Genomic DNA, 25,900 nt, shown 5'->3' with positions numbered 1-25,900 from the left:
TTTCATGCCAATCAAGTTTCCATTTACGAAATCAAAGAAGGAATCAATACAACCAACACTTGGTTTAGATTACAAGCAGATCCCTAAGCATGTTGCGATTATTATGGACGGGAATGGACGCTGGGCGAAGAACCGCGGAATGCCCAGAATTGCCGGTCATAAGGAAGGGATGAGTGTTGTTAAAAAAATTGTCAGATATGCTTCTGATCTTGGAGTAAGCGTCCTTACCCTATATGCTTTTTCCACAGAGAACTGGAAAAGACCTAAAAATGAAGTTGATTTTCTTATGAAGCTTCCAGTTGACTTTTTAAGTACATACTTGCCGGAATTAATAGAAAAAAATGTGCGAGTACAAACTATTGGGGAGACGAGCATCCTGCCGGCTCATACGCAGAAGGCAATAAGTGAGGCTGTAGAGCGCACTTCTAATAATACTGGACTTATTTTAAATTTTGCTTTAAATTATGGCAGCCGGTATGAGATGGTAGATGCGGTGAAAGAAATTGCCGGAAAAGTAAAAGAAGGCAAACTTCTTCCAGAGGATATTAACGAGGAGATGTTTACATCTCATTTATATACTTCAGGGCTGCTTGAGCCTGATCTGTTAATCCGCACAAGCGGAGAACAGAGGCTTAGTAACTTTTTGTTATGGCAGCTGGCTTATGCAGAATTCTGGTTTACGGAAGTCTACTGGCCGGACTTCGATGAAGCCCTATTTGAAAAAGCCCTCTACGACTACCAAAACAGGAAGCGTCGATACGGCGGAATTTAAGGTGTGGAATTGTAATGAAACAAAGAACAATTACAGCAGTCGTTGCAGCATTAATTTTCTTACCGATCGTCATTTTGGGCGGACTTTTTTTCCAGCTCTTTGTTTATCTACTTGCAACTATCGCTATTTATGAATTAATGAGAATGAAGAAAATCGCAAAGTATTCTGTTTCCGCCCTCATCACATTTTTACTAATGTGGTCTTTAATGTACAAAGAAGAAATGTTCGGACAATTTGAACTGCCGATTACGAAATCCGAAATTACCCTGCTGGCCGTTCTGTTGCTGTTGAGTTATACAGTACTTGTTAAGAACCGCTTCACATTTGATGATGCAGGATTTCTCCTGATTTCTGCTTTCTATATCGGGATGGGCTTCTACTATTTAATTGAGACACGCTCTATGGGTCTTGAATATATCTTCTATGCCCTGTTCATCGTTTGGGCAACAGATACAGGCGCTTATTTATTCGGTCGTGCTTTCGGTAAACGGAAGCTGTGGCCGCAGATCAGCCCGAAGAAGACGATCGAAGGCTCAGTAGGAGGCATTTTACTGGCCTGTGTGGTAGCATTGATTTTCCAACTGGTTTATCCTATCCACTCATCTATGATGGTCGTGCTTCTTGTAACAGTTATTATTTCTATGGCCGGTCAGATTGGAGACCTGGTAGAATCAGCTTTTAAACGTCATTATGCGGTGAAAGACTCAGGGAATATACTGCCTGGACACGGAGGAGTTCTCGATCGCTTTGACAGCTTAATTTATATGCTGCCGATTTTGCATTTGATAGGATTTATACAGGTTTAGGGGGAAGAGAATGAAACAAATTGCTCTGCTTGGCGCGACTGGATCAATCGGAGTGCAGACTCTCGATGTACTTAGGAATCATAAAGACGAATTCTCTTTATATTCCATGGCTTTTGGAAGAAATATCGAAAAGGCCATACCGCTCATTCGTGAGTTCCGTCCCAAAATAGTCGTCGTCCAAGATGAAGAAACACAACAAAAACTGACTGGAGAAATTGATCTTCCGGATATTTTAATCGGTTCCGGTGGTTTAATTGAAGCCTGTGTAGCCGATGATGTAGATATAGTTTTAAACGCCGTAATGGGGAGTGTAGGTCTTTCTGCCACATTGAAAGCCATTGAAGCAAAGAAGACAGTAGCGCTCGCTAATAAGGAAACTCTTGTCACTGCAGGACACCTTGTTATGGAAGCGGCAAAAAAACATAATGTCAAACTATTACCGGTGGATAGTGAACATTCAGCTATTTATCAAGTTTTAAATGGTGAAAAAATGGAGGATGTCCACAAACTGATTATTACGGCTTCGGGCGGAAGTTTTCGGGACAAAAAAAGAAGTGAGCTTGAAGGAGTAATTGTTGATGACGCGTTAAACCATCCGAATTGGAGCATGGGGGCGAAAATCACAATTGATTCCGCCACAATGATGAATAAAGGTCTGGAAGTTATTGAAGCTCACTGGCTGTTTAACATCCCATACGATCAGATTCATGTTATCCTCCATAGAGAGAGCGTCATCCATTCTATGGTGGAATATATAGATCGTAGTGTTATTGCACAGCTGGGCACACCGGATATGAGAGTGCCCATCCAATATGCGCTCACTTATCCCGACCGGATGGAACTGCCGATGACAAAGCAGCTTGACCTCGAAGAAATCGCTGCTCTTCATTTTGAGAAAATGGACTTCGAAAGATTTCCATGTCTTAGAATGGCCTACGAAGCCGGACGGGCCGGAGGAAGTATGACTACCGTATTAAACGCGGCGAATGAAGAGGCTGTACAGATGTTTTTAGAAGGAAAGATATCCTTCCTTGAGATTGAACGACTCATAGAAAAAGAATTGTCACAGCATGATAAAATTCATAGCCCCGACTTATCTGCCATACTATCTATAGATAAGACAACCAGGGAGCGTGTCCGCAGCCATTTAAATTAAAAGGAAGGTGCTTCATTTGACTACAGTAATAGCTTTTGTCCTCATGTTCGGCCTGCTGGTTTTTGTTCATGAGTGGGGGCATCTCATATTCGCGAAGCGGGCGGGAATGCTCGCACGTGAATTTGCGATTGGGTTCGGCCCGAAAATATTTGCTTTTACGAGAAACGAGACGCTTTATACGATACGTCTCCTGCCAATTGGCGGCTATGTAAGAGTAGCTGGGGAAGATCCTGAAATCATTGAGCTGAAAGCCGGCCACCACATCGGCCTTGAGTTCAACGAGGAAGGAAAAGTCAATCGAATCATTGTCAATAATAAATCAAAACACCCTAATGCCCGTGTGATTGAAGTGGAAAGAGCTGACCTTGATCATCGTTTAGTCATTGAAGGTTATGAAATTGATGAAGATGAGAAATTATTCTTCGAAATTGATCCTAAAGCGATGTTTGTTTTAGACGAAAAAGAGACGCAGATTGCCCCATATGATCGTCAATTTGCTTCTAAAACCGTACCACAGCGTGCCATGCAGCTGTTTGCCGGTCCTATGATGAACTTCGTTTTAGCCATACTCCTGTTTATGATTCTCGGTTTTGTTCAGGGAGTACCTGCTGAGAGGGCAATAATCGGGGAAGTGCAACAAGATTCACCTGCAATGCAGGCAGGATTGGAAAATGGAGATGAAGTGGTTGCAGTCGATGGAGAATCCGTAAATACTTGGGAAGAATTCACAACGATTGTAAGAGAACACCCCGAAGAGCCTGTGAACCTTACAGTGGAAAGTAATGGAGCGACAGAAGAACTGACAGTCACTCCGAAAAAACTGACAGAAGGTGATATTGAAATCGGACAGGTAGGTGTAGCCCGTGCATTTGAAGATTCATTTGCTAAGAAACTGACGTTTGGTTTTACACAGACTTATGAATGGGGCTCTCTAATTTTAACCAACCTCGGTAAGCTTGTTACCGGGCAGTTCTCCCTTGATATGCTGTCAGGTCCTGTAGGTATTTATGACGCAACCGACCAGGTCGTTCAGACAGGATTTACGAATTTTGTCATGTGGACAGCTATTTTAAGCGTAAACTTAGGGATTATTAACCTGCTTCCGCTTCCGGCTCTCGACGGTGGAAGGTTACTGTTCGTCGGACTTGAAGGCCTGCGCGGTAAGCCGATTGATCCACAAAAAGAGGGCATCGTCCATTTTATTGGATTTGCCTTGCTGATGCTCCTCATGTTAGTAGTCACTTGGAATGATATTCAGAGATTATTCCTGTAAACTTAAAGCTGGAAGCCGGATGAGCTATCCTATGTGCTTCCAGCTTACTTTTTATTTATATCTTTAAATTCTGTATACCTTTATTAAAAAATCTGAGGTGAGAGAAATGAAACAAAGCCAGATGCTTGTCCCTACATTAAAAGAAATTCCGGCCGATGCCGAGATTAAAAGCCATCAGCTGCTTGTTCGTGCGGGATACATACGTCAAATAGCTTCAGGAATATATACGTACTTGCCGCTTGGCCGCCGGGTGCTGAGAAAAGTGGAAGATATCGTTCGCGAAGAAATGGACAAAGCAGGTGCCCATGAAATGCTTATGTCTGCTCTTCAGCCGGCTGAGCTTTGGGAAGAGAGCGGCCGATGGTATACGTATGGTTCGGAACTCATGCGTTTAAATGATCGGCATGACCGAGAATTTGCTCTTGGAGCTACTCACGAGGAAGTGGCCACCGCACTAGTACGGGATGCCGTGAAGAGTTATAAGCGTCTTCCGATGACGGTTTATCAAATCCAAAACAAATTCAGAGATGAAAAGCGTCCGCGTTTTGGCCTGCTTCGCGGCCGCGAATTTTTAATGAAGGATGCGTATTCCTTTAATGAATCGCAGGAAAGCCTGGATAAAAGCTATGAATTGATGTTTGAAGCCTATTCGAACGTTTTCACACGCTGTGGTCTTGATTTCCGTGCGGTAATCGCTGACTCAGGGCAGATGGGCGGAAAAGATACCCATGAGTTTATGGTGCTGTCCGATGTCGGTGAAGATGTGATTGCTTATTCTGATACTTCGGATTATGCGGCTAATATTGAGATGGCTCCTGTTGTAACTAAATATGAGACATCCAGCGAATCACCAAAGGACTTGGAAAAAGTTGAAACTCCAGATAAGAAAACGATGCAGGAAGTCGCGGATTATTTAGATCATGAATTGGCGAAAGGGCTCAAGTCTATTATGTTTAAAGTGGACGAGCAATTTGTCATGGTTGTAACGAGAGGTGACCATGAAGTCAATGATGTGAAACTGAAAAATCTATACGACGCAAGAATCGTTGAGCTCGCGACAGAAGAAGACACACGACAGCTGCTAGGTACAGGTTTTGGCTCACTAGGCCCCATTCATGTACCAGAAGAAGTAGAAGTTGTTGCAGATTTTGCTGTTGAAAAACTCGTTAATGTATCATGCGGGGCAAATGAAGAAGGCTGCCACTTTACAAATGTAAGCCCGGGCCGTGATTTTACGGTCAAAGAATATGCAGATCTCCGCTTTATCGAAGAAGGCGATCCTTCCCCAGACGGGAAAGGTATCATTAAATTTGCGCGCGGCATAGAAGTAGGTCATGTCTTTAAGCTAGGCCAATTTTATGCAGAGAAAATGGGAGCATCTTTCTTAGATGACCAAGGAAAATCGCAGACGATGACGATGGGTTCCTATGGTATCGGCGTATCCCGCACACTTGCTGCGATTGTTGAGCAGTATAATGATGACAGAGGGATTACTTGGCCGAAGAACCTTGCGCCATATCAGGTTCATCTCCTTTCTTTAAACCCTAAGAAAGAAGAACAGAAAGAGCTTGCCGATGAGCTTTATGAACAGCTTCTGGACGCCGGGGTGGAAGTGCTTTATGATGACAGAAAGGAAAGAGCTGGGGTAAAATTCGCAGATAGTGACCTTTTTGGAATACCGCTTCGGGTAACTGTAGGTAAACGAGCAGATGAGAAAGTTGTCGAAGTAAAAGAACGTCAGACTGGTGACCAGGATGAGCTTAAAGCCGATACTGTTATTGATTATGTAAAGAATTGGTATAAATAACGCTTAATTGATATACCCTTGCTATTGTTTTTAGGCAAGGGTATATTTATGAGTAGAGTACCATCGTTAGGGAGGAATCACTTTTGAGTGTTAGCAGCCGGGAAAAAATGCACTATCTCTTAGAGCAGATACAGTTTCCGCATGAATTAATAGAGCCTCACTTTTCAAACAGTTCTCTTATAAAGCTGACTGTTTTTAAAGGGGAAAAAAAGTGGCATTTTCATTTCGGGATGGAGAGGCCGCTGCCTCCGACTGTTTATCAGCTGTTTGCCGCAAAGCTTCAGTCGGCTTTTCAATCACTGGCGAAAATTTCTTGGTTGATTGATGTCAAAGATAAATCGTTGACAGAGGAAGAGAAGAAAGAGTATTGGAAAGGGTTTGTACAGTCCTTAACTAATCTTAATCCAGGATATAAGGATTTAATACTTGATCAGGAGCCTGAGATAAACGGAAATAAGATTACTTTAACTTGCAGAAATTTAGCAGAGAGCCATGCTGTAAAGAAAAAACTCGACTCGTGTCTCCCAGCTTTCTGCACGGAAGCCGGCCTTCCCCCTCTTAATATCGAGACTCGTGTTCAGGAAGAACAGGAAGAAATTAAGAAGTTTCAGGAAGAGCGACAGAAGGAAGATCAGATTCTCGTTCAAAAAGCAGTGAAAGACCAGGAAGAGCGTGCGAAAGAGAAAGAAGAATCTTCTAAACCTTCAGGTCCGATAGAAATTGGTTACAAAATTCAGGATGAACCAGAACCGATGGAAACGATTCTCGAAGAAGAACGCAGGAAAACGGTACAAGGATATGTGTTTGATTCAGAAATTAAGGAGCTGCGTTCCGGACGCCATCTTCTGCTGCTGAAGGTAACGGACTATACGGATTCCTTCTCTATTAAAATGTTTTCACGTGGGGATGATCATGCCGAGCTGTTTAAACACGTCCAAAAAGGCATGTGGATTAAAGCCAGAGGCAGCATCCAAACGGATAATTTTACGAGTGAATTGACAATGATGGCAAACGACATCAATGAAATTACGCCTTCCCTTAGAAAAGATGCAGCCAAAGAAGGGGAGAAACGGATTGAACTCCATGCTCATACAACGATGAGCCAGATGGATGCACCGGTTTCACCGTCCCGATTAGTTTCCCAGGCGGCTAGCTGGGGACATGAAGCGATTGCTATTACTGACCATGCGGTGGCCCAGGCTTATCCAGATGCCTATTCTGCTGGAGAAAAAAATGGGATTAAGGTGATTTATGGCTTAGAAGCCAACCTTGTTGATGACGGTGTACCGATCGCCTATGAAGAACAGGATCGGGATCTTTCATCTGCTGCGTATATTGTTTTTGATGTGGAAACGACTGGTTTGTCGGCGGTCTATGATAAGATTATCGAATTAGCAGCCGTTAAGATAAAAGAAGGAGAAATCATCGATCGATTTGAATCTTTTGCCAATCCCCATCATCCACTGTCTCAGACGACGATTGATCTGACAGGCATCACAGATGACATGGTGAAAGACGCACCCGAAATTGAAGAGGTAATTAAAGATTTCCATGAGTGGATGGGCGATGACATCCTTGTGGCCCATAATGCAAGTTTTGATATGGGATTTTTAAACGCAGGTTTTAAACTCATAAACTATGAAAAATCTACCAATCCAGTAATAGATACACTTGAACTGGCACGCTTTTTAGTTCCTGAGCTTAAAAATCACCGTTTGAACACATTGTGTAAGCATTTTGATATTGAACTTACTCAGCACCACCGGGCGATTTACGATGCGGAGGCTACAGGCTATCTATTATGGAAACTTATTAAAAAAGCGACCGAACGAGGAATTACCAACCATAAAAATTTAAATGATTATATGGGAGAAGGAAAGGCGTATCAGAGGTCAAGGCCTTCGCATGTTACTTTACTTGCCCAAAATGCGACCGGTTTAAAAAATATATACCGGATAGTTTCTGAGTCTCATATTAATTATTTCTACAGAGTTCCGCGCATTCCGCGATCCCGTCTGGCTAAGCTTCGTGAAGGAATTCTTATAGGATCAGGGTGCGATAAGGGAGAGCTTTTTGAAACAGCGATGCAGAAATCAGCAGAAGAAGCTGAAAAAGTTGCGGACTTTTATGATTTTATTGAAGTACAGCCACCCGGAAATTATTATCATCTGCTCGAGAAAGATCTTGTGCAAAATGAAGCACAAATCTATGACATTTTGAAAAAGGTCATATCGATTGGGAAGAAAACCGGCAAAACAGTTGTTGCGACAGGAAACACGCACTATGTGGAGCCTCAGGAAAAAATGTACCGCCAAATATTAATATCTTCTCAAAGCGGTAATCCACTGAACCGCCAGACGCTGCCGGATGTTCACTTTAAAACAACAAATGAAATGATAGAGGAATTTTCTTTTCTAGGCGATGAAACGGCCCGTGAAATCGTTGTTACGAATACGCACACTATCAATGAACAGATAGAAAAGGTTGTTCCTGTTAAAGAAGATTTATATACACCGAATATTGAAGGAGCCGATCAGGAAATTCGGGAGATGTCCTACAATAAAGCGAAAAGCATTTATGGTGAACCTATTCCTGAACTCGTAGAAAAGCGGCTCGAAAAGGAACTGGACAGTATTATCGGTCACGGATTCGCGGTTATCTACTTAATCTCTCAAAAGCTTGTAACGAAGTCACTGGAAGACGGGTATCTCGTAGGTTCCCGGGGTTCGGTAGGTTCTTCTTTTGTGGCGACGATGACTGAAATCACCGAAGTTAATCCGCTGCCGCCGCACTATGTGTGTCCAAACTGTAAACACCACGAATTTTTTAACGATGGATCTGTCGGAAGTGGATTCGACCTGCCAGAGAAAGATTGTCCTGAATGTGGAACCGCCTATAAAAAAGACGGCCAGGATATTCCTTTTGAAACGTTCCTCGGATTTAAGGGAGATAAAGTTCCCGATATCGATTTGAACTTCTCTGGAGAATACCAGCCGAAGGCGCATAATTACACGAAGGTCCTTTTTGGCGAGGACAACGTATATCGTGCAGGTACGATTGGTACCATTGCGGAAAAAACGGCTTACGGTTATGTGAAAGGTTATGCCGGCGATAATCAGCTCAATTATAAAAATGCAGAGATTGATCGGCTTGTCCAAGGGTGCACGGGAGTCAAACGGACAACCGGCCAGCACCCTGGAGGTATCATCGTTGTACCAGATGACATGGATATTTTTGACTTCTCGCCGATCCAGTTTCCAGCCGATGATACGAAATCGGAGTGGAAGACGACACACTTTGATTTTCACTCTATTCACGATAATCTGCTAAAGCTCGATATACTAGGGCACGATGATCCGACCGTTATCCGAATGCTTCAGGATTTAAGCGGGATTGACCAGAAGGAAATTCCTGTCGATGATCCTGAAGTTATGAAGATATTCAGCGGTCCGGAAGCTCTTGGAGTGACGGCTGAGCAAATCATGTGTAAAACGGGAACTCTGGGTGTGCCAGAGTTCGGAACGCGTTTTGTACGACAGATGCTTGAAGATACAAAGCCCAAAACCTTCGCTGAACTTGTTATTATTTCAGGACTTTCTCACGGGACAGATGTATGGCTCGGGAATGCGGAGCAGCTGATTAATGACGGTATCTGCACTCTCCCTGAAGTAATTGGGTGTCGTGATGACATCATGGTTTATTTGATGCATAAAGGGCTGGATCCATCCCTGGCATTTAAAATCATGGAATTTGTGCGAAAAGGCCGCGGGCTTCAGGATGAATGGATAGAAGAAATGAAAAAGCATGGCGTTCCTGACTGGTATATTGATTCGTGTAAGAAAATAAAGTATATGTTCCCGAAAGCCCACGCTGCAGCATATGTGCTGATGGCTGTAAGAATTGCCTACTTTAAAGTCCATTATCCGATTTATTTTTATGCCGCCTACTTCACGGTAAGGGCCGGAGACTTTGAACTGGAGACAATGGTTAAAGGCTCAGATGCGATTAAGAAGCGCCTTGAGGAAATCCAGGCGAAAGGTCTTGATGCTACACCGAAAGAAAAAAACTTAATGACAGTTCTTGAAATCTCACTTGAGATGTGTGAGCGAGGCTACAGCTTTAAACCGGTAGACTTATATGAATCGAGTGCCACCGATTTTCTAGTGGAAGGTGATTCTCTGTTACCACCGTTTAATGCAGTGGATGGCCTTGGTACTAACGCAGCGATTAGTATTGTGAAAGCAAGGGAGGAAGGTGAGTTTCTTTCCAAGCAGGATCTCCGTGAAAGAAGCCGTATCTCAAAAACTGTTCTTGAATATTTAGATGAGCAGGGCTGTCTGAAAGGCATGCCTGAAGAGAACCAGCTGTCATTATTCTAGGCGTTTGTTGCATTTATACGGAAACTATGGTATATTTTTTATGGTGTCAAGAGCGATAAGAACGTCCGAAAGAGTGGGGAAACCCACTCTTTCGTTATATTTAAGGCATAAGTTTAATGCTTTAAATGGAGCGCACGCTTATGAAGCCGCTATGAATTTCTCATAGCGGTTTCATTTCGGGTTTTAATAACCTTACATTTAATAAGTTTGCACAGGGAGGGTTTCCGATGAGTAAAAACGTAACAGAAGTAACACAAGAGCTGGTTACTCCGATTTTAGATCAATTGAATCTTGAGTTAGTCGATATTGAATTTAAAAAAGAAGGCAAGAACTGGTTTTTGCGTGTCTTTGTTGATAAGCCGGGTGGTATTGACATTGAAGAATGCGGAAAAGTTTCCGAACAGCTCAGTGAAAAGCTGGATGAAGTCGACCCGATAGAACAGGCTTATTTTCTGGAGGTATCCTCCCCTGGAGCAGAACGGCCTCTAAAAACACCGGCTGACTTCGAAAATTATAAAGGCGAATTTGTTTATATGAAATTGTATGAACCAATTGATGGTGAGAAAGAATTTGAAGGTACACTTCTTCAGTTTGAAAATAATACAGCAGTAGTGGAAATTCAGATTAAAACAAGAAAAAAACAGCTGCAAGTACCTTATGAAAAGATAGCGAAGGCGAATTTAGCCGTCACTTTTAATTAAAGGGGGATATATGGTGAGTAGCGAACTATTTGATGCCATGAATTATTTGGAAAAGGAGAAAGGCATTGACAAGGCCCTTTTATTAGAGGCACTTGAAGCTGCCCTGATTTCTGCATATAAAAAGAATTTCAACTCCGCGACGAACGTACGGGTTGATATTAATGAAGAGCAGGGCACTATGAAGGTGTTTGCAAGAAAAGTTATTGTTGAAGAGGTAATGGATCCGCAACAGGAGATTTCTATTGAGCAGGCGAAAGAAAAAAATCCTAACTATGCAGTCGACGATGTCATTGAAGTGGAAGTTACTCCAATGGACTTTGGCCGTATTGCAGCACAGGCGGCTAAGCAGGTTGTAACACAGCGTGTACGTGAAGCTGAGCGCGGTATTATTTATGGCGAATATGTAGACCGCGAAGAAGACGTAATGACTGGAATCATCCAGCGTAAGGATCCGCGCTTTGTTTATGTCAATCTAGGAAAAATTGAAGCAAGGCTTCCTGAAGCTGAACAGATGCCAACTGAGAAATATGAAGTCCACAACCGTTTGAAAGTCTATGTAACCAAAGTTGAAAACAGTAATAAAGGACCTCACATTTATGTTTCTCGCACCCATCCTGGTCTTTTAAAGCGTTTATTTGAAATGGAAGTGCCGGAAATATACGATGGGACAGTAGAGGTAGTTTCTGTTGCCCGTGAAGCTGGAGACCGGTCGAAAGTCTCTGTATTTGCTGAGGACCCTGAAGTGGATCCGGTTGGTTCATGTGTCGGTCAAAGAGGTCAGCGTGTGCAGGCGATCGTTAATGAATTAAAAGGGGAAAAGATTGATATTGTCCAGTGGTCTGAAGATCCAGTGGAATATGTGTCCAATGCTTTAAGCCCATCAAAAGTGGTCGAAGTCCTTGTAAATGAAGAGGAAAAAGCCACAACTGTTATCGTACCGGATTATCAACTTTCTTTAGCTATCGGTAAACGAGGCCAGAATGCACGATTAGCTGCAAAGCTGACGGGCTGGAAAATTGATATAAAAAGTGAAAGCGAAGCGGTGGAAGAAGGCATCATTACAGAATCAGCCGATAACAACTATGATGCTGAAGAAATAACAGAAGAGTAGAACAGGAGGAGAAGCGATGGCCCAAGCCAAAAAACCACCATTGAGAAAATGCGTAGTTACTCAGGAGATGAAGCCGAAGAAAGAGCTGATCCGGGTAGTTCGCAATAAAGAGGGTGAAGTTTTCGTTGATCAAACGGGAAAGAAAAACGGCCGGGGGGCTTACGTTTCTAAGAGTCTTGAGGTCATTAACAAAGCAGAACAGCAGCAGTCTTTAAACCGCCATTTGAATACGAAAGTGGATGCTTCTGTCTATGAAGAATTAAAGCGGGTTATCGAAGGAAAAGACTCATGAGGGGATCTTATTTAAATCTGTTAGGAATTGCTAATAGAGCAGGTAAGCTAACCTTGGGAGAAGAGCAAATTGTAAAAGACATTCAAAGAAATAAGGCGAAGCTGGTGCTTATGGCCAGTGATACCGGTAATCAAACAAAGAAAAAGCTGACAGATAAGTGCAGTTTTTATGATATACCCTGCTATGTGGTGGATGATCGTGATGTTTTTTCTCAAGCCATAGGAAAGTCAGGGAGAGTCGCGATCGCAGTTCTGGATCAAGGATTTGCGAATAAGTTGCAATCGCTGCTCGATGAATCTATTCGGGGGTGAAAGAATGAGTAAAATGCGTGTATATGAATATGCAAAAAAGAATGATGTATCAAGTAAACAAGTGATTGAGAAATTAAAAGGACTGAATGTGGAGGTAACTAACCACATGTCTACGATTGAAGACGGTATAAAAGGTAAATTAGATGCAGCTTTTGGTAAGGGGCAGGCTAAAGAAAAACAGAACAAGCCGGCAAATACCAATAATCAGAAGCCGAATTCAAAACCTAAGGGGAAAAATAACAAAAACCCGAAAAATAATCGTAATAATCAGTCAAGAGGTCAACATAATCAACAGGCGCAAAAGCCACAGAAGCCTAAGAAACAGACACCGGAAAAGATTACTTATGCCGGTTCACTTACCGTTGGCGAACTCGCTGATAAATTAAATAAAGAGTCATCTGAAATCATTAAAAAACTTATGCTTTTAGGGGTTATGGCTACAAAAAATCAGGAACTGGATGCTGATTCTATCGAATTAATCTGTACTGAGTATGAGGTAGAAGTAGAAGAAGAAGTCGTCGTTGATGCAACTGACCTTGAAAATATGACATTTGAAGACGACCCGGCTGACTTAAAAGAGCGACCGGCTGTCGTAACGATTATGGGTCACGTTGACCACGGTAAGACAACACTTCTTGACTCTATCCGTCACACGAAAGTGACAGAAGGCGAAGCCGGAGGAATTACCCAGCATATTGGTGCATACCAAGTAGAAGCGGCTGATAAGAGAATCACTTTCCTTGATACACCGGGTCACGCAGCTTTTACAAGCATGCGTTCTCGTGGTGCCCAAGTAACCGACATTGCAATCCTGGTAGTAGCCGCTGATGACGGTGTTATGCCACAGACAAAAGAAGCGATCAGCCACGCGAAAGCTGCGGGTGTTCCCATCATTGTAGCTGTTAATAAAATGGATAAAGAAGGCGCCAACCCGGATCGCGTTATGCAGGAGCTTATGGAATACGAACTTATTTCTGAAGAATTTGGCGGAGAGACGATTTTCGTTAAAATGTCTGCCGTAAAAGGCGAGGGAATTGATGAGCTTCTTGAAATGATTGTTCTTGTATCAGAAATGGAAGAACTTAAAGCGAATCCAGAGCGTAAAGCATATGGAACAGTAATTGAAGCTGAGCTGGATAAAGGCCGCGGACCAGTCGCAACTTTACTTGTGCAAAATGGTACCCTTAAAGTGAGTGATCCAGTGGTTGTAGGAAATTCATTTGGACGTGTACGTGCCATGGTTAATGATCTAGGCCGACGTGTAAAAGAAGCAGGCCCTTCTACGCCAGTTGAAATTACCGGCTTAAACAGCGTACCGCAGGCCGGAGACCGTTTTCTTGCTTTTGAAGATGAGAAGAAAGCGAAAGCAATCGGGGAAGCGCGTCAGCAGAAACAAATTGAGGAAGATAGAAGCTCAACGGCTAAAGTAAGCCTTGATGACCTGTTTGATCAAATCAAACAAGGGGAGATTAAAGATATTAACCTTATTTTAAAAGCAGATGTTCAAGGATCGCTTGAGGCATTAGCTGGCTCTCTTCAAAAGATTGAAGTTGAAGGCGTTAAGGTTAAAATTATTCATACAGGAGTAGGCGCAATTACCGAATCTGATGTAACACTTGCTTCTGCCTCCAATGGGATTATCATTGGTTTTAACGTCCGTCCTGACGGGAATGCAAGAAAAGCAGCGGAATCTGAAAATGTGGAAATCCGTCTGCACAATATTATCTACAAAGTAATTGAAGAAATCGAAGCAGCCATGAAAGGAATGCTTGACCCTGAATATGAAGAGAAAATCATCGGTCAAGTGGAGGTTCGTGAGATCTTTAAGGTTTCTAAGGTTGGTACGATTGCCGGTTCTTATGTAACAGACGGAAAAGTAACCCGTAATTCCGGTATCCGCGTCATTCGTGATGGCGTTGTTATCTTCGAAGGGGAAGTAGATGCCCTGAAGCGTTATAAAGACGATGCCAAAGAAGTTGCTCAAGGTTATGAGTGCGGAATTACCGTTAAAAACTTCAATGACATTAAAGTAGGCGACATTATCGAGCCTTATGAAATGCAGGAGATTGAACGTAAATGATTTTAAGTGCTGAGGTGGAATGTTTTATATATGACGCCCAGTCTTTAAAGCAGAAACGTTCTGTAATTAAGAGGATTCAGACAAGGTTAAGCAATGAATATAATGTAGCTGTCAGTGAACTGGATTACCAGGATCTCTGGCAGCGCACATGTATTGGAATCGTCACTATTGCCAGCAGCAAAGTCATCTGTGAACAGACGATTCAGCAGGCTTTAACATTAATGGATTCTTTTCCTGAAATCGAACGGGCAGATACAACTTTAGATTGGCTGTAGTGCTCTATTGTTGAAGAGGTGATTAGAAAATGAATGATCTTCGTGCAAACCGTGTTGGAGAGCAGATGAAGAAAGAACTGACAGATATAATCAGTAAAAAAATCAAGGACCCGCGTGTGGGATTTGTAACGATCACAGAAGTTAAAGTTACAGGTGATCTGCAGCAGGCTAAAGTTTATATTTCTGTTCTCGGAGATGAGAAGCAGAAACACGATACGTTAGTCGGCCTTGCAAAGGCTAAAGGATTCATCCGTTCCGAAATCGGACAGCGTATCCGCCTGAGAAAAACCCCGGAAATTATGTTTGAGTTTGATGAAGCAATCGAACGGGGAAATCGTATCGAGACAATCTTAAAGGATTTAAACGATACCGACTCATAAGCAGCAGGCAAAGAAATCCGTGCTATTAGAAGCGCGGATTTTCTTATGAATACGATCGAAATCAAGGGGGTGCGGTAATGAACGGCATACTTCCATTGTGGAAAGAGAAAGGCTTTACTTCACATGATTGTGTCAGTAAAGCTCGAGGGATTCTGAAAACGAAGAAAATCGGCCATACTGGTACGCTTGATCCGGAAGTAGAAGGCGTATTGCCTTTATGTATCGGTATGGCTACTAAAATTGTTCCCTTTTTAACGGATACAAAGAAGGTGTATGAAGCAGTAGTAACGCTTGGGGCAGCAACTGAAACAGAGGATCAGACAGGAGAAACGATTCAACAAATGCCTGTTGATCCTATTCCGGAAATTCAGGAGATTGATAATGTTCTCGCTCAGTTCAGAGGGGGGATTACTCAGGTTCCACCTATGTATTCGGCTGTCAAAGTAGACGGAAAGCGCTTGTATCAATATGCGCGTGAAGGAATAGAAGTCGAAAGGCCGAAAAGAACGGTCACTATTTTTGAGCTGGAACGGCTAAATGATATAAAAAAAGATGGAGATATGTTTTCATTTCCCATTAGAGTTTCCTGCTCAAAAGGTACTTATATCCGGACCCTCTGTGTCGATATCGGAAAAACTCTCGGTTTTCCGGCCCATATGTCCTCACTTGAGCGTCTGGAAACAGGCGGCATTAAAAAGGAAGAGTGTTTTACGTTCGATGAAATACAAAAGCGAGCAGACTGCGGCCAGGCAGAGGAACTCATCCTTCCTTTAGGGAGAGGACTAAATCATTTTCAGGAATTTCCCATTGAGGAAAGTCAAAGGTTTGCTATCGAACACGGTCAGGTGCTCAAAAAGCCGAAAGATTTCGGAACAGAACCTGTTGTCGTAACTTGCGGCGGGCAGGCATTAGCCCTATATCAACAGCATCCGGAAAAGCATGATAAAATAAAGCCTATACGAGTATTTTAAACATGGAGCAGGTGAACAAAATTGAGAACAATTCGTTTAAGTGTCGAAGACAGGCTTCCTGACGACGCTTTGCCCCCTGCGTCCGCAGCAGTCGGTTTTTTTGACGGTGTGCATAAAGGCCATCAAAAAGTCATTGAAACGGCACAAATTAAAGCAGAAGAATTAGGAACAGCGAGTGCGGTTATAACTTTTGATCCTCATCCTTCTGTCATTTTAAACAAGAAAGTCAAACATGCTCGCTATATCACTCCGCTGGAAGAAAAAGAGGAGATCCTTAAAAATATGGGGGTAGATCTTCTTTATATCATTCGTTTTGATAAGTCTCTTGCTTCCCTGTCACCGAAACAGTTTGTAGAGCAGTTTTTCGTTAGGTTAAACATCAGACATGTGGCAGCAGGATTTGACTTCAGCTTTGGTTATAAAGGAGAAGGTTCTATGAAGATGCTTCCAGAACTCTCTGAAGGTCGTTTTTCTACTACGACTGTTTCGCGTATTGAAAAGGAAGAATTAAAAGTAAGCTCAACCCGTATCCGAGCATTGCTTGATCAGGGAGATATGGAAGGTGTACAGAACCTTCTCGGCCGTCCGTTTGCAGTCTGCGGAGAACTAACGGGAAAAGAAGCATCAGAACAACTATCAGTAAAGTTAATGCGGCCATTTTATATGCCAAAACCAGGACTCTATGCAGTTATTATAAAAGCTGGAAATGAAAGCTGGGAAGCGCTTGCGCGGATTTCGAACGGATCTGATGTTCAAATCCTTATCCAGGATTCTCACACATTTATACAGAGTGGAAAAGCTTCCATTGAGTTTTATGGCTCTGTTACGAATGATTTATAAAGATGGCAGTAACCGAGCTTCCTTTCTAAATATCCAGGAGCTGCGACAAATTTTACCGTAGTCCCACGGTTACCTCTTGCATTTTAGCTGAAAAAAAGGTAATCTGTACTATGGAACCTTCGCTTGGCGGAACGTAACTCCGGCGCCCGCTCGGGGAATGGGAATTCTAAATATTTACAGGAGGTGTAGCTATAATGGCTATCACACAGGAACGTAAACAAGAACTTATTAATGAGTATAAAACTCATGAGAATGACACAGGATCTGCAGAAGTACAAATCGCAGTTCTTACAGAGCAAATCACGAACTTGAACGAGCACTTGCGTACACACAAGCAAGACCACCACTCTCGTCGTGGATTGCTTAAAATGGTAGGTAGACGCCGTAACTTACTAAACTACCTGCGTAATAAAGACATTACACGTTACCGTGAGTTAATTAAGAGCTTAGGCCTACGTCGCTAATGCATGAGTAAAAGCGGGAGTTATTCCCGCTTTTTCTGTATGTTTACATAAATTTAAGTGTAAACTATGAACTATATCATTATTTTGTCTGATTGAGAGGAGTCAAATATTTTATGTCAGAAGAAAACCAAGTCTTTTCAATCGATGTAGCGGGAAGAGAATTTTCTGTTGAAGTAGGGGAATTGGCGAAACAGGCCAGTGGCGCTGCCATGATTAAATACGGCGATTCTTCCGTCCTATCCGCTGCAACGGGTTCAAAAGAACCAAAAGACCTTCCTTTCTTTCCATTAACTGTAAACTACGAAGAGCGATTATATGCAGTAGGAAAGATTCCCGGAGGATTTATTAAGAGAGAAGGTCGTCCGAGCGATAAGGCTGTACTAGCGTCTCGGTTGATTGACCGTCCCATACGTCCGCTTTTCCCGGATGGCTTTAGAAATGATGTACAGGTTATCAGCACGGTTATGAGTGTGGACCAGGACTGTTCTACAGAAATGGCTGCGATGCTTGGTTCATCAATTGCTTTAGGAATCTCTGATATTCCTTTTGGCGGTCCGATTGCCGGTGTTGTGGTTGGTCGTGTAGATGGCGAATTTATCATTAATCCTACGGTTGCTCAGCAGGAGAAAAGTGATATCGACTTAACGGTAGCCGGTACAAAAGATGCGATCAACATGGTAGAAGCAGGAGCTAAAGAAGCATCCGAAGAAGACATGCTTGAAGCTATAATGTTCGGTCATGAAGAGATTAAGCGTCTTGTAGAATTTCAAGAGCAAATTATTCAAGCCGTCGGCAAAGAAAAAAGGGAAGTTAAGCTTTTTGATCTAGAGGCTGAGCTGAAAGAGAAAGTTGAAGCAGACGCAACAGAATCACTTGTTGCCGCGATTCAGACAGAAGAGAAAAAAGCTCGTGAAGATGCGATTGACGATGCTAAAAAAGCTGTTGTTGAATCTTACGAAGAGCTAGAAGCTGATGGAGATACGATCAAACAGGTCAAGTCAATTCTGGATAATATCGTTAAAGAAGAAGTACGCCGTTTAATCACGAAAGAAAAAGTGCGCCCTGACGGAAGAGGAATTGATGAAATTCGTTCATTATCCTCAAGAGTAGGCATTCTGCCCCGTACTCACGGTTCTGGTCTTTTCACACGTGGACAGACGCAAGCCTTAAGTATTTGTACACTTGGCGCCCTTGGCGATGTACAGATTCTTGACGGTCTTGATTTAGAAGAGTCTAAGCGTTTTATGCACCACTACAACTTCCCTCATTACTCTGTAGGGGAAACTGGGCCGATCCGCGGACCTGGACGTCGTGAAATTGGACATGGAGCTCTGGGAGAGCGTGCACTCGAAGTAGTTGTACCTTCAGAGACAGAATTTCCTTATACGATTCGTTTAGTTTCAGAAGTCCTTGAATCTAATGGTTCTACATCACAGGCGAGTATATGTGCAAGCACACTTGCAATGATGGACGCTGGTGTTCCTATTAAGGCCCCTGTAGCCGGAATCGCAATGGGACTTGTAAAGTCTGGAGAAGATTATACGATCCTTACTGATATTCAAGGGATGGAAGATTTTCTAGGAGATATGGACTTTAAAGTTGCAGGTACAGCTAAAGGAATCACAGCCCTGCAAATGGATATTAAGATCGAAGGCTTATCTAGAGAAATTTTGGAAGAAGCTTTAGCACAGGCGAAGAAAGGCCGTATGCAGATTCTTGATTCTATGCTGGCTACACTGCCTGAAGCGAGAACAGAACTTTCTCGATATGCACCGAAGATTATGACTATGAAGATTAACCCGGATAAAATTCGTGATGTTATTGGACCGAGCGGTAAACAGATTAACAAAATTATCGAAGATACCGGCGTGAAAATCGACATTGAACAGGATGGAACAGTATTTATTTCCTCAACGGAAGCTGAAATGAATCATACAGCGAAGAAAATCATTGAGGATATTGTACGTGAAGTTGAAGCTGGGGAAGTATATGAAGGAACCGTTAAACGAGTTGAAAAATTCGGAGCCTTTGTTGAACTTTTCAAAGGAAAAGAAGGCCTTGTTCATATTTCTGAACTTGCGGAAGAACGCATCGGAAAAGTGGAAGATGTAGTGTCCGTTGGTGATTCTCTTAAAGTAAAAGTAAAAGAGATCGACAGACAGGGACGAATTAATCTTTCCAGAAAAGCGATTTTGATTGAAGAGAAGAAGGAAAAAGAAGCAAAAGAAACGACAGAGTAAAAAAACAGAGACTGGTTAGCCAGTTTCTTTTTTTATGGAAAAAATTCTAGGCTCATCCTCGTTTGCATATACATTTGCCAAGGGGTGGATGGATGTGAACGGAATTATAAAAATTATAGCTGCACTTTTACTTCTCGTAATTTTTGTAACAGTCCAGCAGGTTGAGAAAAAGGCAATACCTGCAGCGAAAACTTCCTCGTTGTATGAGGAAATTCAAGAGAAAAAGGAAGGGTTCGAATACCCTCCACAGGATGCTCGAGTCGATAAAGTATGGAAAAAGATTCCTGGCTTAAACGGAAAAAAAGTTAATGTAGAAAAATCGTACGAAAACATGAAGAAGGCTAATAAATTTGATGAAGCGAAACTAGTGTTTGAACAAATAGAACCTAAAGTTAAGCTTAAAGACCTGCCTCCAGCTCCGATTTATAAGGGAAATGACCAAAAAAAAATGGTCACCTTCCTTATAAATGTTTCATGGGGAGAGGAGTATATACCCGCTATGCTTGAAACGCTGGATAAGCATCAGGTGAAAGCCAATTTCTTCATTGACGGAGCATTTGCGAGAGACAACCCGTCCCAAGTACAGATGATTGAAGAAAAGAACCATCTGGTAGGTAGTCACGGTTTCGGCCATCCGGACTTTTACACATTAAGAGAAGGTACGGCAAAAGACAATTTAATTAAAACGAATGAACTTCTGGCTTCTTTTTCAGATGAGCCTATACGCTGGTTTGCTCCGCCTTCTGGAAGCTTCTCCAATGAAACGGTAACAGCAGCAGAGTCTCTCGATATGCTTACCATTCTATGGACGGTAGATACAATTGACTGGAAGAAACCAACGAAAGACGTATTGATTGAACGGGTGCTGAGTAAAGCACATAACGGAGCAACCATCTTAATGCACCCTACACAAGTAACGAGTGACAGCCTGGATTCTTTAATCACCGCATTAAAGAAAGAGTATCAAATTGTAACTCTTGATGAACTCATGAGTGAAACCAGGTAAAAAGGAGTCTTTCTATGAGAATGAAAAAGCTTGCTTTAAAAGAAGTGATTGATATGAAAGATGGGAAGAAACTTGGTGTTCTGGGGCAGGCCGATATAAACTTTGATCCTGTAAGCGGCGAGATTCAATCCCTGGTCATTTTTAACCGCAGTCTCTTTCAGACAAAATCAGAGCTTGTGATCGATTGGGCGCAAATTGAAGCAATAGGTGAAGACACGATTTTAATTAATCAATAAGCCATACAGCCATGGCTCTTTTTTTTGAAAAAATTACAGCTGCTTAGGCAGTACTGTGGTTCTCCCTTTGAAACTCTTTCTGCAATAGTCTAGTAATTTCCTTTGCCCATAGAAAGCCTGTTTTGTCTACTATGATAAAAAGAAGCGGCTGGGAAATGACTCACTTGAAGCGGAGATCCGGTGAGCAGGCTCATTGCATTCGCGGATCTTATCCTGGCTCTTTCTCCCTGCAGGAGGCTTACCATTTCCCAGCCTCTTCAACGTGAATAGTAGAAACGGAACACTATAATATCAATAAGCTCTCTGATTGGCTCAATCCTCTCTTCGCCAATGTTTCCGTTACTTTAAAAAATATAAAGGGCCAGGGGAAACGGCGAGACTCCTATGGGAGGGTAGAACAGGGTGAGATCCCGGAGGGCTAAAAGCCCGAGGAAGCTCACCGTTCGCCCATGGAAAGCGAGTTGTTTCCCCAGGCCCGGTTATCTTTATTCAGGCAAACGAAATAGGATTTTTTTGAAAAAATTTAAAAGGCCTTATTTTGTACAAAACTAGGGAATAGAGGCAGCTCATTGTTCGCCAATGAAAAGCGAGCTTTTCCCCATGACAGATTTTCCTTTCTTAGGTAAACGGAACAATATTCTCATACCCCTTAATAAAAAAATTCCCCCAGAGATCTGAGAATAGAATGATTTTCGAAGGCCCACCCTACTGATTCGGTTTTTAAATGAGATACAAAACAAGATGTTATAAAGCAAGAAAAGGTGATCAGCTGCATAAAAGGTGATTTCAGCAAGCTGCTAAGCGGTGACTTCATGTCACAGCTTTTTTTTGTTGTCATAAACTGCGAGGGAAACACACTTAAAGATGAAATCTGCATACGATACAAGGAGATGACACTCATTAAGAAGGAGACTCTGGGCATGTTAACAGGATATCATGTAGCAGTCATGGGGGGCGATGCCCGGCAGATCGAAATCATTAGGAAATTGCATGCGTGGGACGCCCATGTTTATTTAGCCGGATTTGACCAGCTGAATGGAAGCTTCACCGAATGCACCGATCTCGATTTCAGCGGACCTCATGTGGAAAAACTTGATGCGATTATCCTACCGATCGCAGGGACGGATGATCAGGGGATGATTGATGGAATCTTTACAAATCGGATGATTGCTTTAGAGACTGACTGGCTGAAGAAAACTCCAAAACACTGCCAAATCTATTCGGGAATCGCCAATAAAACATTAAAGAAAATTGTTAAAGATGCTAATCGGGACCTCATACCGCTCATGGACCGTGATGATGTAGCCATTTATAATTCAATACCTACCGTAGAGGGCACGATTATGATGGCTATTCAACATACGGATTACACTATTCATGGCTCAAAGGTGCTGGTTTTAGGTTTGGGACGTGTCGGCATGAGTTTAGCAAGAACCTTTCACCAGTTAGGTGCAAAGGTCAGTGTGGCTATCCGGTCAGATGCAGGAAAAGCTCGTGTGTTTGAAATGGGGCTGACTCCTGTAGATATGCGGGAAATTGACAGCTACGCCATGGATTTTGATTACGTGCTTAATACGGTGCCTGCTCCCGTTGTTAATGCTTCAATTATAAAAAAGCTTCCTTCACATGGATTAATCCTGGATTTAGCCTCGAAACCCGGCGGTACCGATTTCCGTTATGCAGAGAAACGGGGAATTAAGGCGATATTAGTGCCGGGTCTGCCTGGTCTAGTCGCACCGAAAACAGCAGGGAACATAGTAGCAAATGTAATTTGCGGCGAACTTCAGAAGAGTAAGCGAAAGGTGGAAGAATAATGGAAAGTTTAAAAGGAAAAACCATAGGATTTGGCCTTACTGGATCACATTGTACCTATCATGAAGTGTTTCCGATTCTTCAACAGCTGAAAGATGCAGAAGCAACTGTCATTCCCATTCTTTCAAGTACTGTTCAAAATACAGATACAAGGTTTGGTGAAGCGTCAGAACATATGAAAACAATTGAAAAAATAACCCAGGAGCCACTGATTACCACAATTCCACAAGCTGAGCCTTTAGGGCCTAAACGACCACTTGACTGTATGGTGATCGCACCCATGACAGGCAACTCTACTAGTAAATTTGCAAATGCTTTAACTGATTCCCCAGTGCTAATGGCGGCAAAAGCTACTTTGCGAAATGAAAAACCAGTCGTACTTGCGATATCTACAAATGATGCGTTAGGATTAAACGGAGTGAATGTAATGAGACTGATGGCCACAAAAAATATTTATTTCGTACCGTTCGGACAGGATCACCCATATATGAAACCGAATTCACTTGTAGCGGATATGACGTTAGTTCCTAAAACCATAGAAGCAGCAATGGGTGGGAAGCAGCTGCAGCCTGTTTTAATTGAAAGGTATAAAGGCTAATTCTTAATTCCTTACCAGTTTCATCACTAGATATGGTAAAATAACAAGATAGTGACTTTAAACGACAAAGCCAAACAATTTTTGAAAGGGGATATTAATATGACACAATCCAAATTATACAATATAGCCATAGTTGGAGCGACAGGAGCTGTCGGCCAGAAGATGCTCGAGACATTGGAAGACAGAGATTTTCCGGTAAACGAGCTGAAACTGCTTTCTTCCAGCCGCTCTGCAGGTAAAAAACAAATGTTCAAGGGAACGGAATATACATTGGAAGAAGCAACCCCTGAAAGCTTTGAAAATATTGATATAGCACTTTTCTCCGCTGGAGGCTCTATATCTAAGAAACTAGCACCGGAAGCTGTAAAGCGAGGCGCTTTAGTTATTGATAATACGAGTGCTTACCGTATGGACGAAGAGGTTCCGCTTGTCGTTCCAGAAGTCAATGAAGAAGACATTCAAAAACATAAAGGCATCATTGCCAACCCAAACTGTTCCACAATTCAAATGGTGGCTGCTTTAGAACCTATAAAAAAACACCTCGGTTTAAACCGAGTGATCGTTTCCACTTATCAAGCTGTATCAGGAGCGGGAAATGAAGCAAACGAAGAGCTGAGAGAACAATCACAGGCTTTTCTTAATGGAGAAGAAATGGAAGCAAATATTCTTCCGGCAAGCGGTGATAAGAAGCATTATCCGATTGCTTTTAATGCCCTGCCGCAAATTGATGTATTTCAGGATAACGGATATACATTTGAAGAAATGAAAATGATCAATGAAACGAAAAAGATTATGCATGCACCAGAGCTGCAAGTTTCGGCAACATGTGTACGCCTGCCATTCTTTACATCTCACGCAGAGAGCGTTTATGTTGAGGTTGATAAAGCGGACGTCTCCGTAAACGAGATTAAGTCTCTAATCAATGAGGCAGACGGTGTAGTCCTCGAAGATGATCCAGCTACACAAACATATCCTACACCTTTAAGTTCAGCAGGTAAGCGGGAAGTATTTGTCGGCCGCATTCGTAAAGATTTGGATCAGGAAAACGGCTTCCACCTTTGGGTTGTATCTGATAACCTGCTTAAAGGAGCTGCTTGGAACTCTGTTCAAATTGCCGAACGCGTCATCGCCCGTCAATGGCTGTAAGTTAATAGTTATAGAGGTGTAAAAATGAAAATATTAGTTCAAAAATTTGGTGGCACTTCCGTTAGGGATCAAGATAGCCGTGCGCGTGCCATTTCCCATATAAAAAGAGCATTGGAAGAAGGGTATAAAGTCGTAGTTACCGTCTCAGCCATGGGACGTAAAGGCGAACCCTATGCAACAGATTCGCTGCTGGATTTAGTTCAGTTTCCTGCTTCCCGTATTTCTGATCGGGAGCAGGATATGCTTATGTCCTGCGGAGAAACAATTTCATCCGTTGTATTTGCTCATGAGCTTTTACAATCTGAAATTAAGGCAGTCAGCTTCTCAGGAGCAGCTGCTGGATTTTTAACCAACGATGACTTTACAAGAGCGAAGATTTTAAGAATGGACCCCACCCGAATTCTGCAGGAGCTTGAAACACAGGATGTGGTCGTTGTGGCAGGCTTCCAGGGTAAAACGGAGTTGGGCGATATAACAACAATTGGCCGGGGAGGAAGCGATACAAGTGCGGCTGCACTTGGCGCTGCCCTGCAGGCTGATTATATTGATATTTTCACGGATGTAGAAGGTATTATGACCGCTGATCCACGAATCGTAGAATCAGCACGTGCTCTTGATAAGGTAACATATAATGAAATCTGCAACTTAGCCTATCAGGGAGCAAAAGTCATTCATCCAAGAGCCGTGGAAATTGCCATGCATGCAAAAGTGCCAATGAGAGTAAGATCAACATATTCTAATGATCCTGGTACACTCGTCTCTGCCTCAAGTGAAGGCGAAAGAGGAAAAGATCTGCCGGATCGTCTCGTTACTGGCATTGCTCACATGGCCGGTTTGTCGCAGATTAAAGTTCAGTCTAAAGAAGATCCTTCAAAATTACAGTCAGAAGTATTTAAATCAATGGCAGAGGCGAATATTTCCGTTGATTTTATTAACATTTCACCGAGTGGTGTAAGCTATACGATAGACAGTGTTTATACCCATCAGGCTGTCGGGATTTTAGAAGAACTTGGATATGAACCTGAAGTAAAAGAAGGCTGTGCAAAAGTATCAACGGTTGGTGCAGGAATTACAGGAGTACCGGGAGTCACTGCGAAAATTGTTCAGACGTTAATTGACCGCGGTGTACAAATCCTTCAGTCCGCCGATTCCCATACGACCATCTGGGTGCTTGTCAAAGATGATGACCTTATTCACGCAGTCAATGCGCTGCATGATATTTTTGAATTGAACGTTGGATAATG

General features: G+C 42.5%; 23 protein-coding genes. All 23 read left to right on the top strand.

Annotated features, from left to right (window positions below):
• The first annotated feature begins 4 nt into the window (after positions 1–4).
• A complete protein-coding gene (locus B7E06_RS11760) occupies positions 5–772 on the top strand; it encodes an undecaprenyl pyrophosphate synthase (protein WP_082234167.1) in 768 nt (255 codons plus the stop codon).
• A gap of 14 nt (positions 773–786) precedes the next feature.
• The gene (locus B7E06_RS11755) at positions 787–1,578 is read left to right on the top strand and encodes a phosphatidate cytidylyltransferase (RefSeq protein ID WP_082234166.1); all 792 of its coding nucleotides are present in this window, start codon (positions 787–789) and stop codon (positions 1,576–1,578) included.
• Positions 1,579–1,588: 10 nt separating this feature from the next.
• Entirely contained in the window at positions 1,589–2,734 is a 1,146-nt protein-coding gene (gene dxr / locus B7E06_RS11750) for a 1-deoxy-D-xylulose-5-phosphate reductoisomerase (RefSeq protein WP_082234165.1), read from the top strand.
• Positions 2,735–2,750: 16 nt separating this feature from the next.
• The gene (gene rseP, locus B7E06_RS11745; RefSeq protein WP_082234164.1) at positions 2,751–4,007 is read left to right on the top strand and encodes an RIP metalloprotease RseP; all 1,257 of its coding nucleotides are present in this window, start codon (positions 2,751–2,753) and stop codon (positions 4,005–4,007) included.
• A gap of 106 nt (positions 4,008–4,113) precedes the next feature.
• Positions 4,114–5,814: a proline--tRNA ligase gene (locus B7E06_RS11740; RefSeq protein WP_082234163.1), complete on the top strand. Its 1,701-nt coding sequence runs from the start codon at positions 4,114–4,116 to the stop codon at positions 5,812–5,814.
• 83 nt (positions 5,815–5,897) lie between these two features.
• Positions 5,898–10,193 (top strand): PolC-type DNA polymerase III, encoded by a 4,296-nt coding sequence (locus B7E06_RS11735; RefSeq protein ID WP_082234162.1) that lies wholly within the window; start codon positions 5,898–5,900, stop codon positions 10,191–10,193.
• Positions 10,194–10,420: 227 nt separating this feature from the next.
• Entirely contained in the window at positions 10,421–10,894 is a 474-nt protein-coding gene (rimP, locus tag B7E06_RS11730; protein ID WP_082234161.1) for a ribosome maturation factor RimP, read from the top strand.
• A gap of 13 nt (positions 10,895–10,907) precedes the next feature.
• The gene (nusA, locus tag B7E06_RS11725; protein ID WP_082234160.1) at positions 10,908–12,005 is read left to right on the top strand and encodes a transcription termination factor NusA; all 1,098 of its coding nucleotides are present in this window, start codon (positions 10,908–10,910) and stop codon (positions 12,003–12,005) included.
• Positions 12,006–12,021: 16 nt separating this feature from the next.
• Positions 12,022–12,297 carry an RNase P modulator RnpM gene (rnpM, locus tag B7E06_RS11720; protein ID WP_082234159.1) on the top strand — a complete coding sequence of 92 codons (276 nt, stop codon included), beginning with the start codon at positions 12,022–12,024 and terminating at the stop codon, positions 12,295–12,297.
• Positions 12,294–12,608: a YlxQ family RNA-binding protein gene (locus B7E06_RS11715; protein WP_082234158.1), complete on the top strand. Its 315-nt coding sequence runs from the start codon at positions 12,294–12,296 to the stop codon at positions 12,606–12,608. Before rnpM ends, B7E06_RS11715 begins: the two co-directional genes overlap by 4 nt.
• Positions 12,609–12,612: 4 nt before the next feature.
• A complete protein-coding gene (gene infB / locus B7E06_RS11710; protein ID WP_082234157.1) occupies positions 12,613–14,688 on the top strand; it encodes a translation initiation factor IF-2 in 2,076 nt (691 codons plus the stop codon).
• The gene (locus B7E06_RS11705; RefSeq protein WP_082234156.1) at positions 14,685–14,963 is read left to right on the top strand and encodes a DUF503 domain-containing protein; all 279 of its coding nucleotides are present in this window, start codon (positions 14,685–14,687) and stop codon (positions 14,961–14,963) included. Before infB ends, B7E06_RS11705 begins: the two co-directional genes overlap by 4 nt.
• Before the next feature lie 29 nt (positions 14,964–14,992).
• Positions 14,993–15,343 (top strand): 30S ribosome-binding factor RbfA, encoded by a 351-nt coding sequence (gene rbfA / locus B7E06_RS11700; protein WP_082234155.1) that lies wholly within the window; start codon positions 14,993–14,995, stop codon positions 15,341–15,343.
• Positions 15,344–15,420: 77 nt separating this feature from the next.
• Positions 15,421–16,314 (top strand): tRNA pseudouridine(55) synthase TruB, encoded by an 894-nt coding sequence (gene truB / locus B7E06_RS11695; protein WP_082234154.1) that lies wholly within the window; start codon positions 15,421–15,423, stop codon positions 16,312–16,314.
• A 21-nt stretch (positions 16,315–16,335) separates the two neighbouring features.
• Positions 16,336–17,154 (top strand): adenylyltransferase/cytidyltransferase family protein, encoded by an 819-nt coding sequence (locus tag B7E06_RS11690; protein WP_082234153.1) that lies wholly within the window; start codon positions 16,336–16,338, stop codon positions 17,152–17,154.
• Positions 17,155–17,348: 194 nt separating this feature from the next.
• Positions 17,349–17,618 (top strand): 30S ribosomal protein S15, encoded by a 270-nt coding sequence (rpsO, locus tag B7E06_RS11685; RefSeq protein ID WP_082234152.1) that lies wholly within the window; start codon positions 17,349–17,351, stop codon positions 17,616–17,618.
• A gap of 113 nt (positions 17,619–17,731) precedes the next feature.
• The gene (pnp, locus tag B7E06_RS11680; RefSeq protein WP_082234151.1) at positions 17,732–19,858 is read left to right on the top strand and encodes a polyribonucleotide nucleotidyltransferase; all 2,127 of its coding nucleotides are present in this window, start codon (positions 17,732–17,734) and stop codon (positions 19,856–19,858) included.
• A gap of 88 nt (positions 19,859–19,946) precedes the next feature.
• Positions 19,947–20,864 (top strand): polysaccharide deacetylase family protein, encoded by a 918-nt coding sequence (locus tag B7E06_RS11675; protein WP_082234150.1) that lies wholly within the window; start codon positions 19,947–19,949, stop codon positions 20,862–20,864.
• A gap of 14 nt (positions 20,865–20,878) precedes the next feature.
• Complete coding sequence (locus B7E06_RS11670; protein ID WP_082234149.1) at positions 20,879–21,100, top strand: YlmC/YmxH family sporulation protein; 222 nt, start codon at positions 20,879–20,881, stop codon at positions 21,098–21,100.
• Between the two features lie 920 nt (positions 21,101–22,020).
• Positions 22,021–22,914, top strand: a complete 894-nt coding sequence (gene dpaA / locus B7E06_RS11665; protein WP_082234148.1) for a dipicolinic acid synthetase subunit A — start codon at positions 22,021–22,023, stop codon at positions 22,912–22,914.
• On the top strand, positions 22,914–23,510 hold the full coding sequence (locus B7E06_RS11660; protein ID WP_082234147.1) for a dipicolinate synthase subunit B: 597 nt from the start codon (positions 22,914–22,916) through the stop codon (positions 23,508–23,510). The genes dpaA and B7E06_RS11660 overlap by 1 nt, the downstream gene beginning before the upstream one ends.
• A gap of 99 nt (positions 23,511–23,609) precedes the next feature.
• Entirely contained in the window at positions 23,610–24,656 is a 1,047-nt protein-coding gene (asd, locus tag B7E06_RS11655; RefSeq protein ID WP_082234146.1) for an aspartate-semialdehyde dehydrogenase, read from the top strand.
• Positions 24,657–24,680: 24 nt separating this feature from the next.
• Positions 24,681–25,898 carry an aspartate kinase gene (gene dapG, locus B7E06_RS11650; RefSeq protein ID WP_082234145.1) on the top strand — a complete coding sequence of 406 codons (1,218 nt, stop codon included), beginning with the start codon at positions 24,681–24,683 and terminating at the stop codon, positions 25,896–25,898.
• Positions 25,899–25,900 lie beyond the last annotated feature (2 nt).

This window comes from Halobacillus massiliensis (assembly GCF_900166625.1).
In the GTDB taxonomy this organism is placed as follows: domain Bacteria; phylum Bacillota; class Bacilli; order Bacillales; family Halobacillaceae; genus Halobacillus_A; species Halobacillus_A massiliensis.
This window is presented reverse-complemented; position numbering and strand designations above follow the sequence as displayed.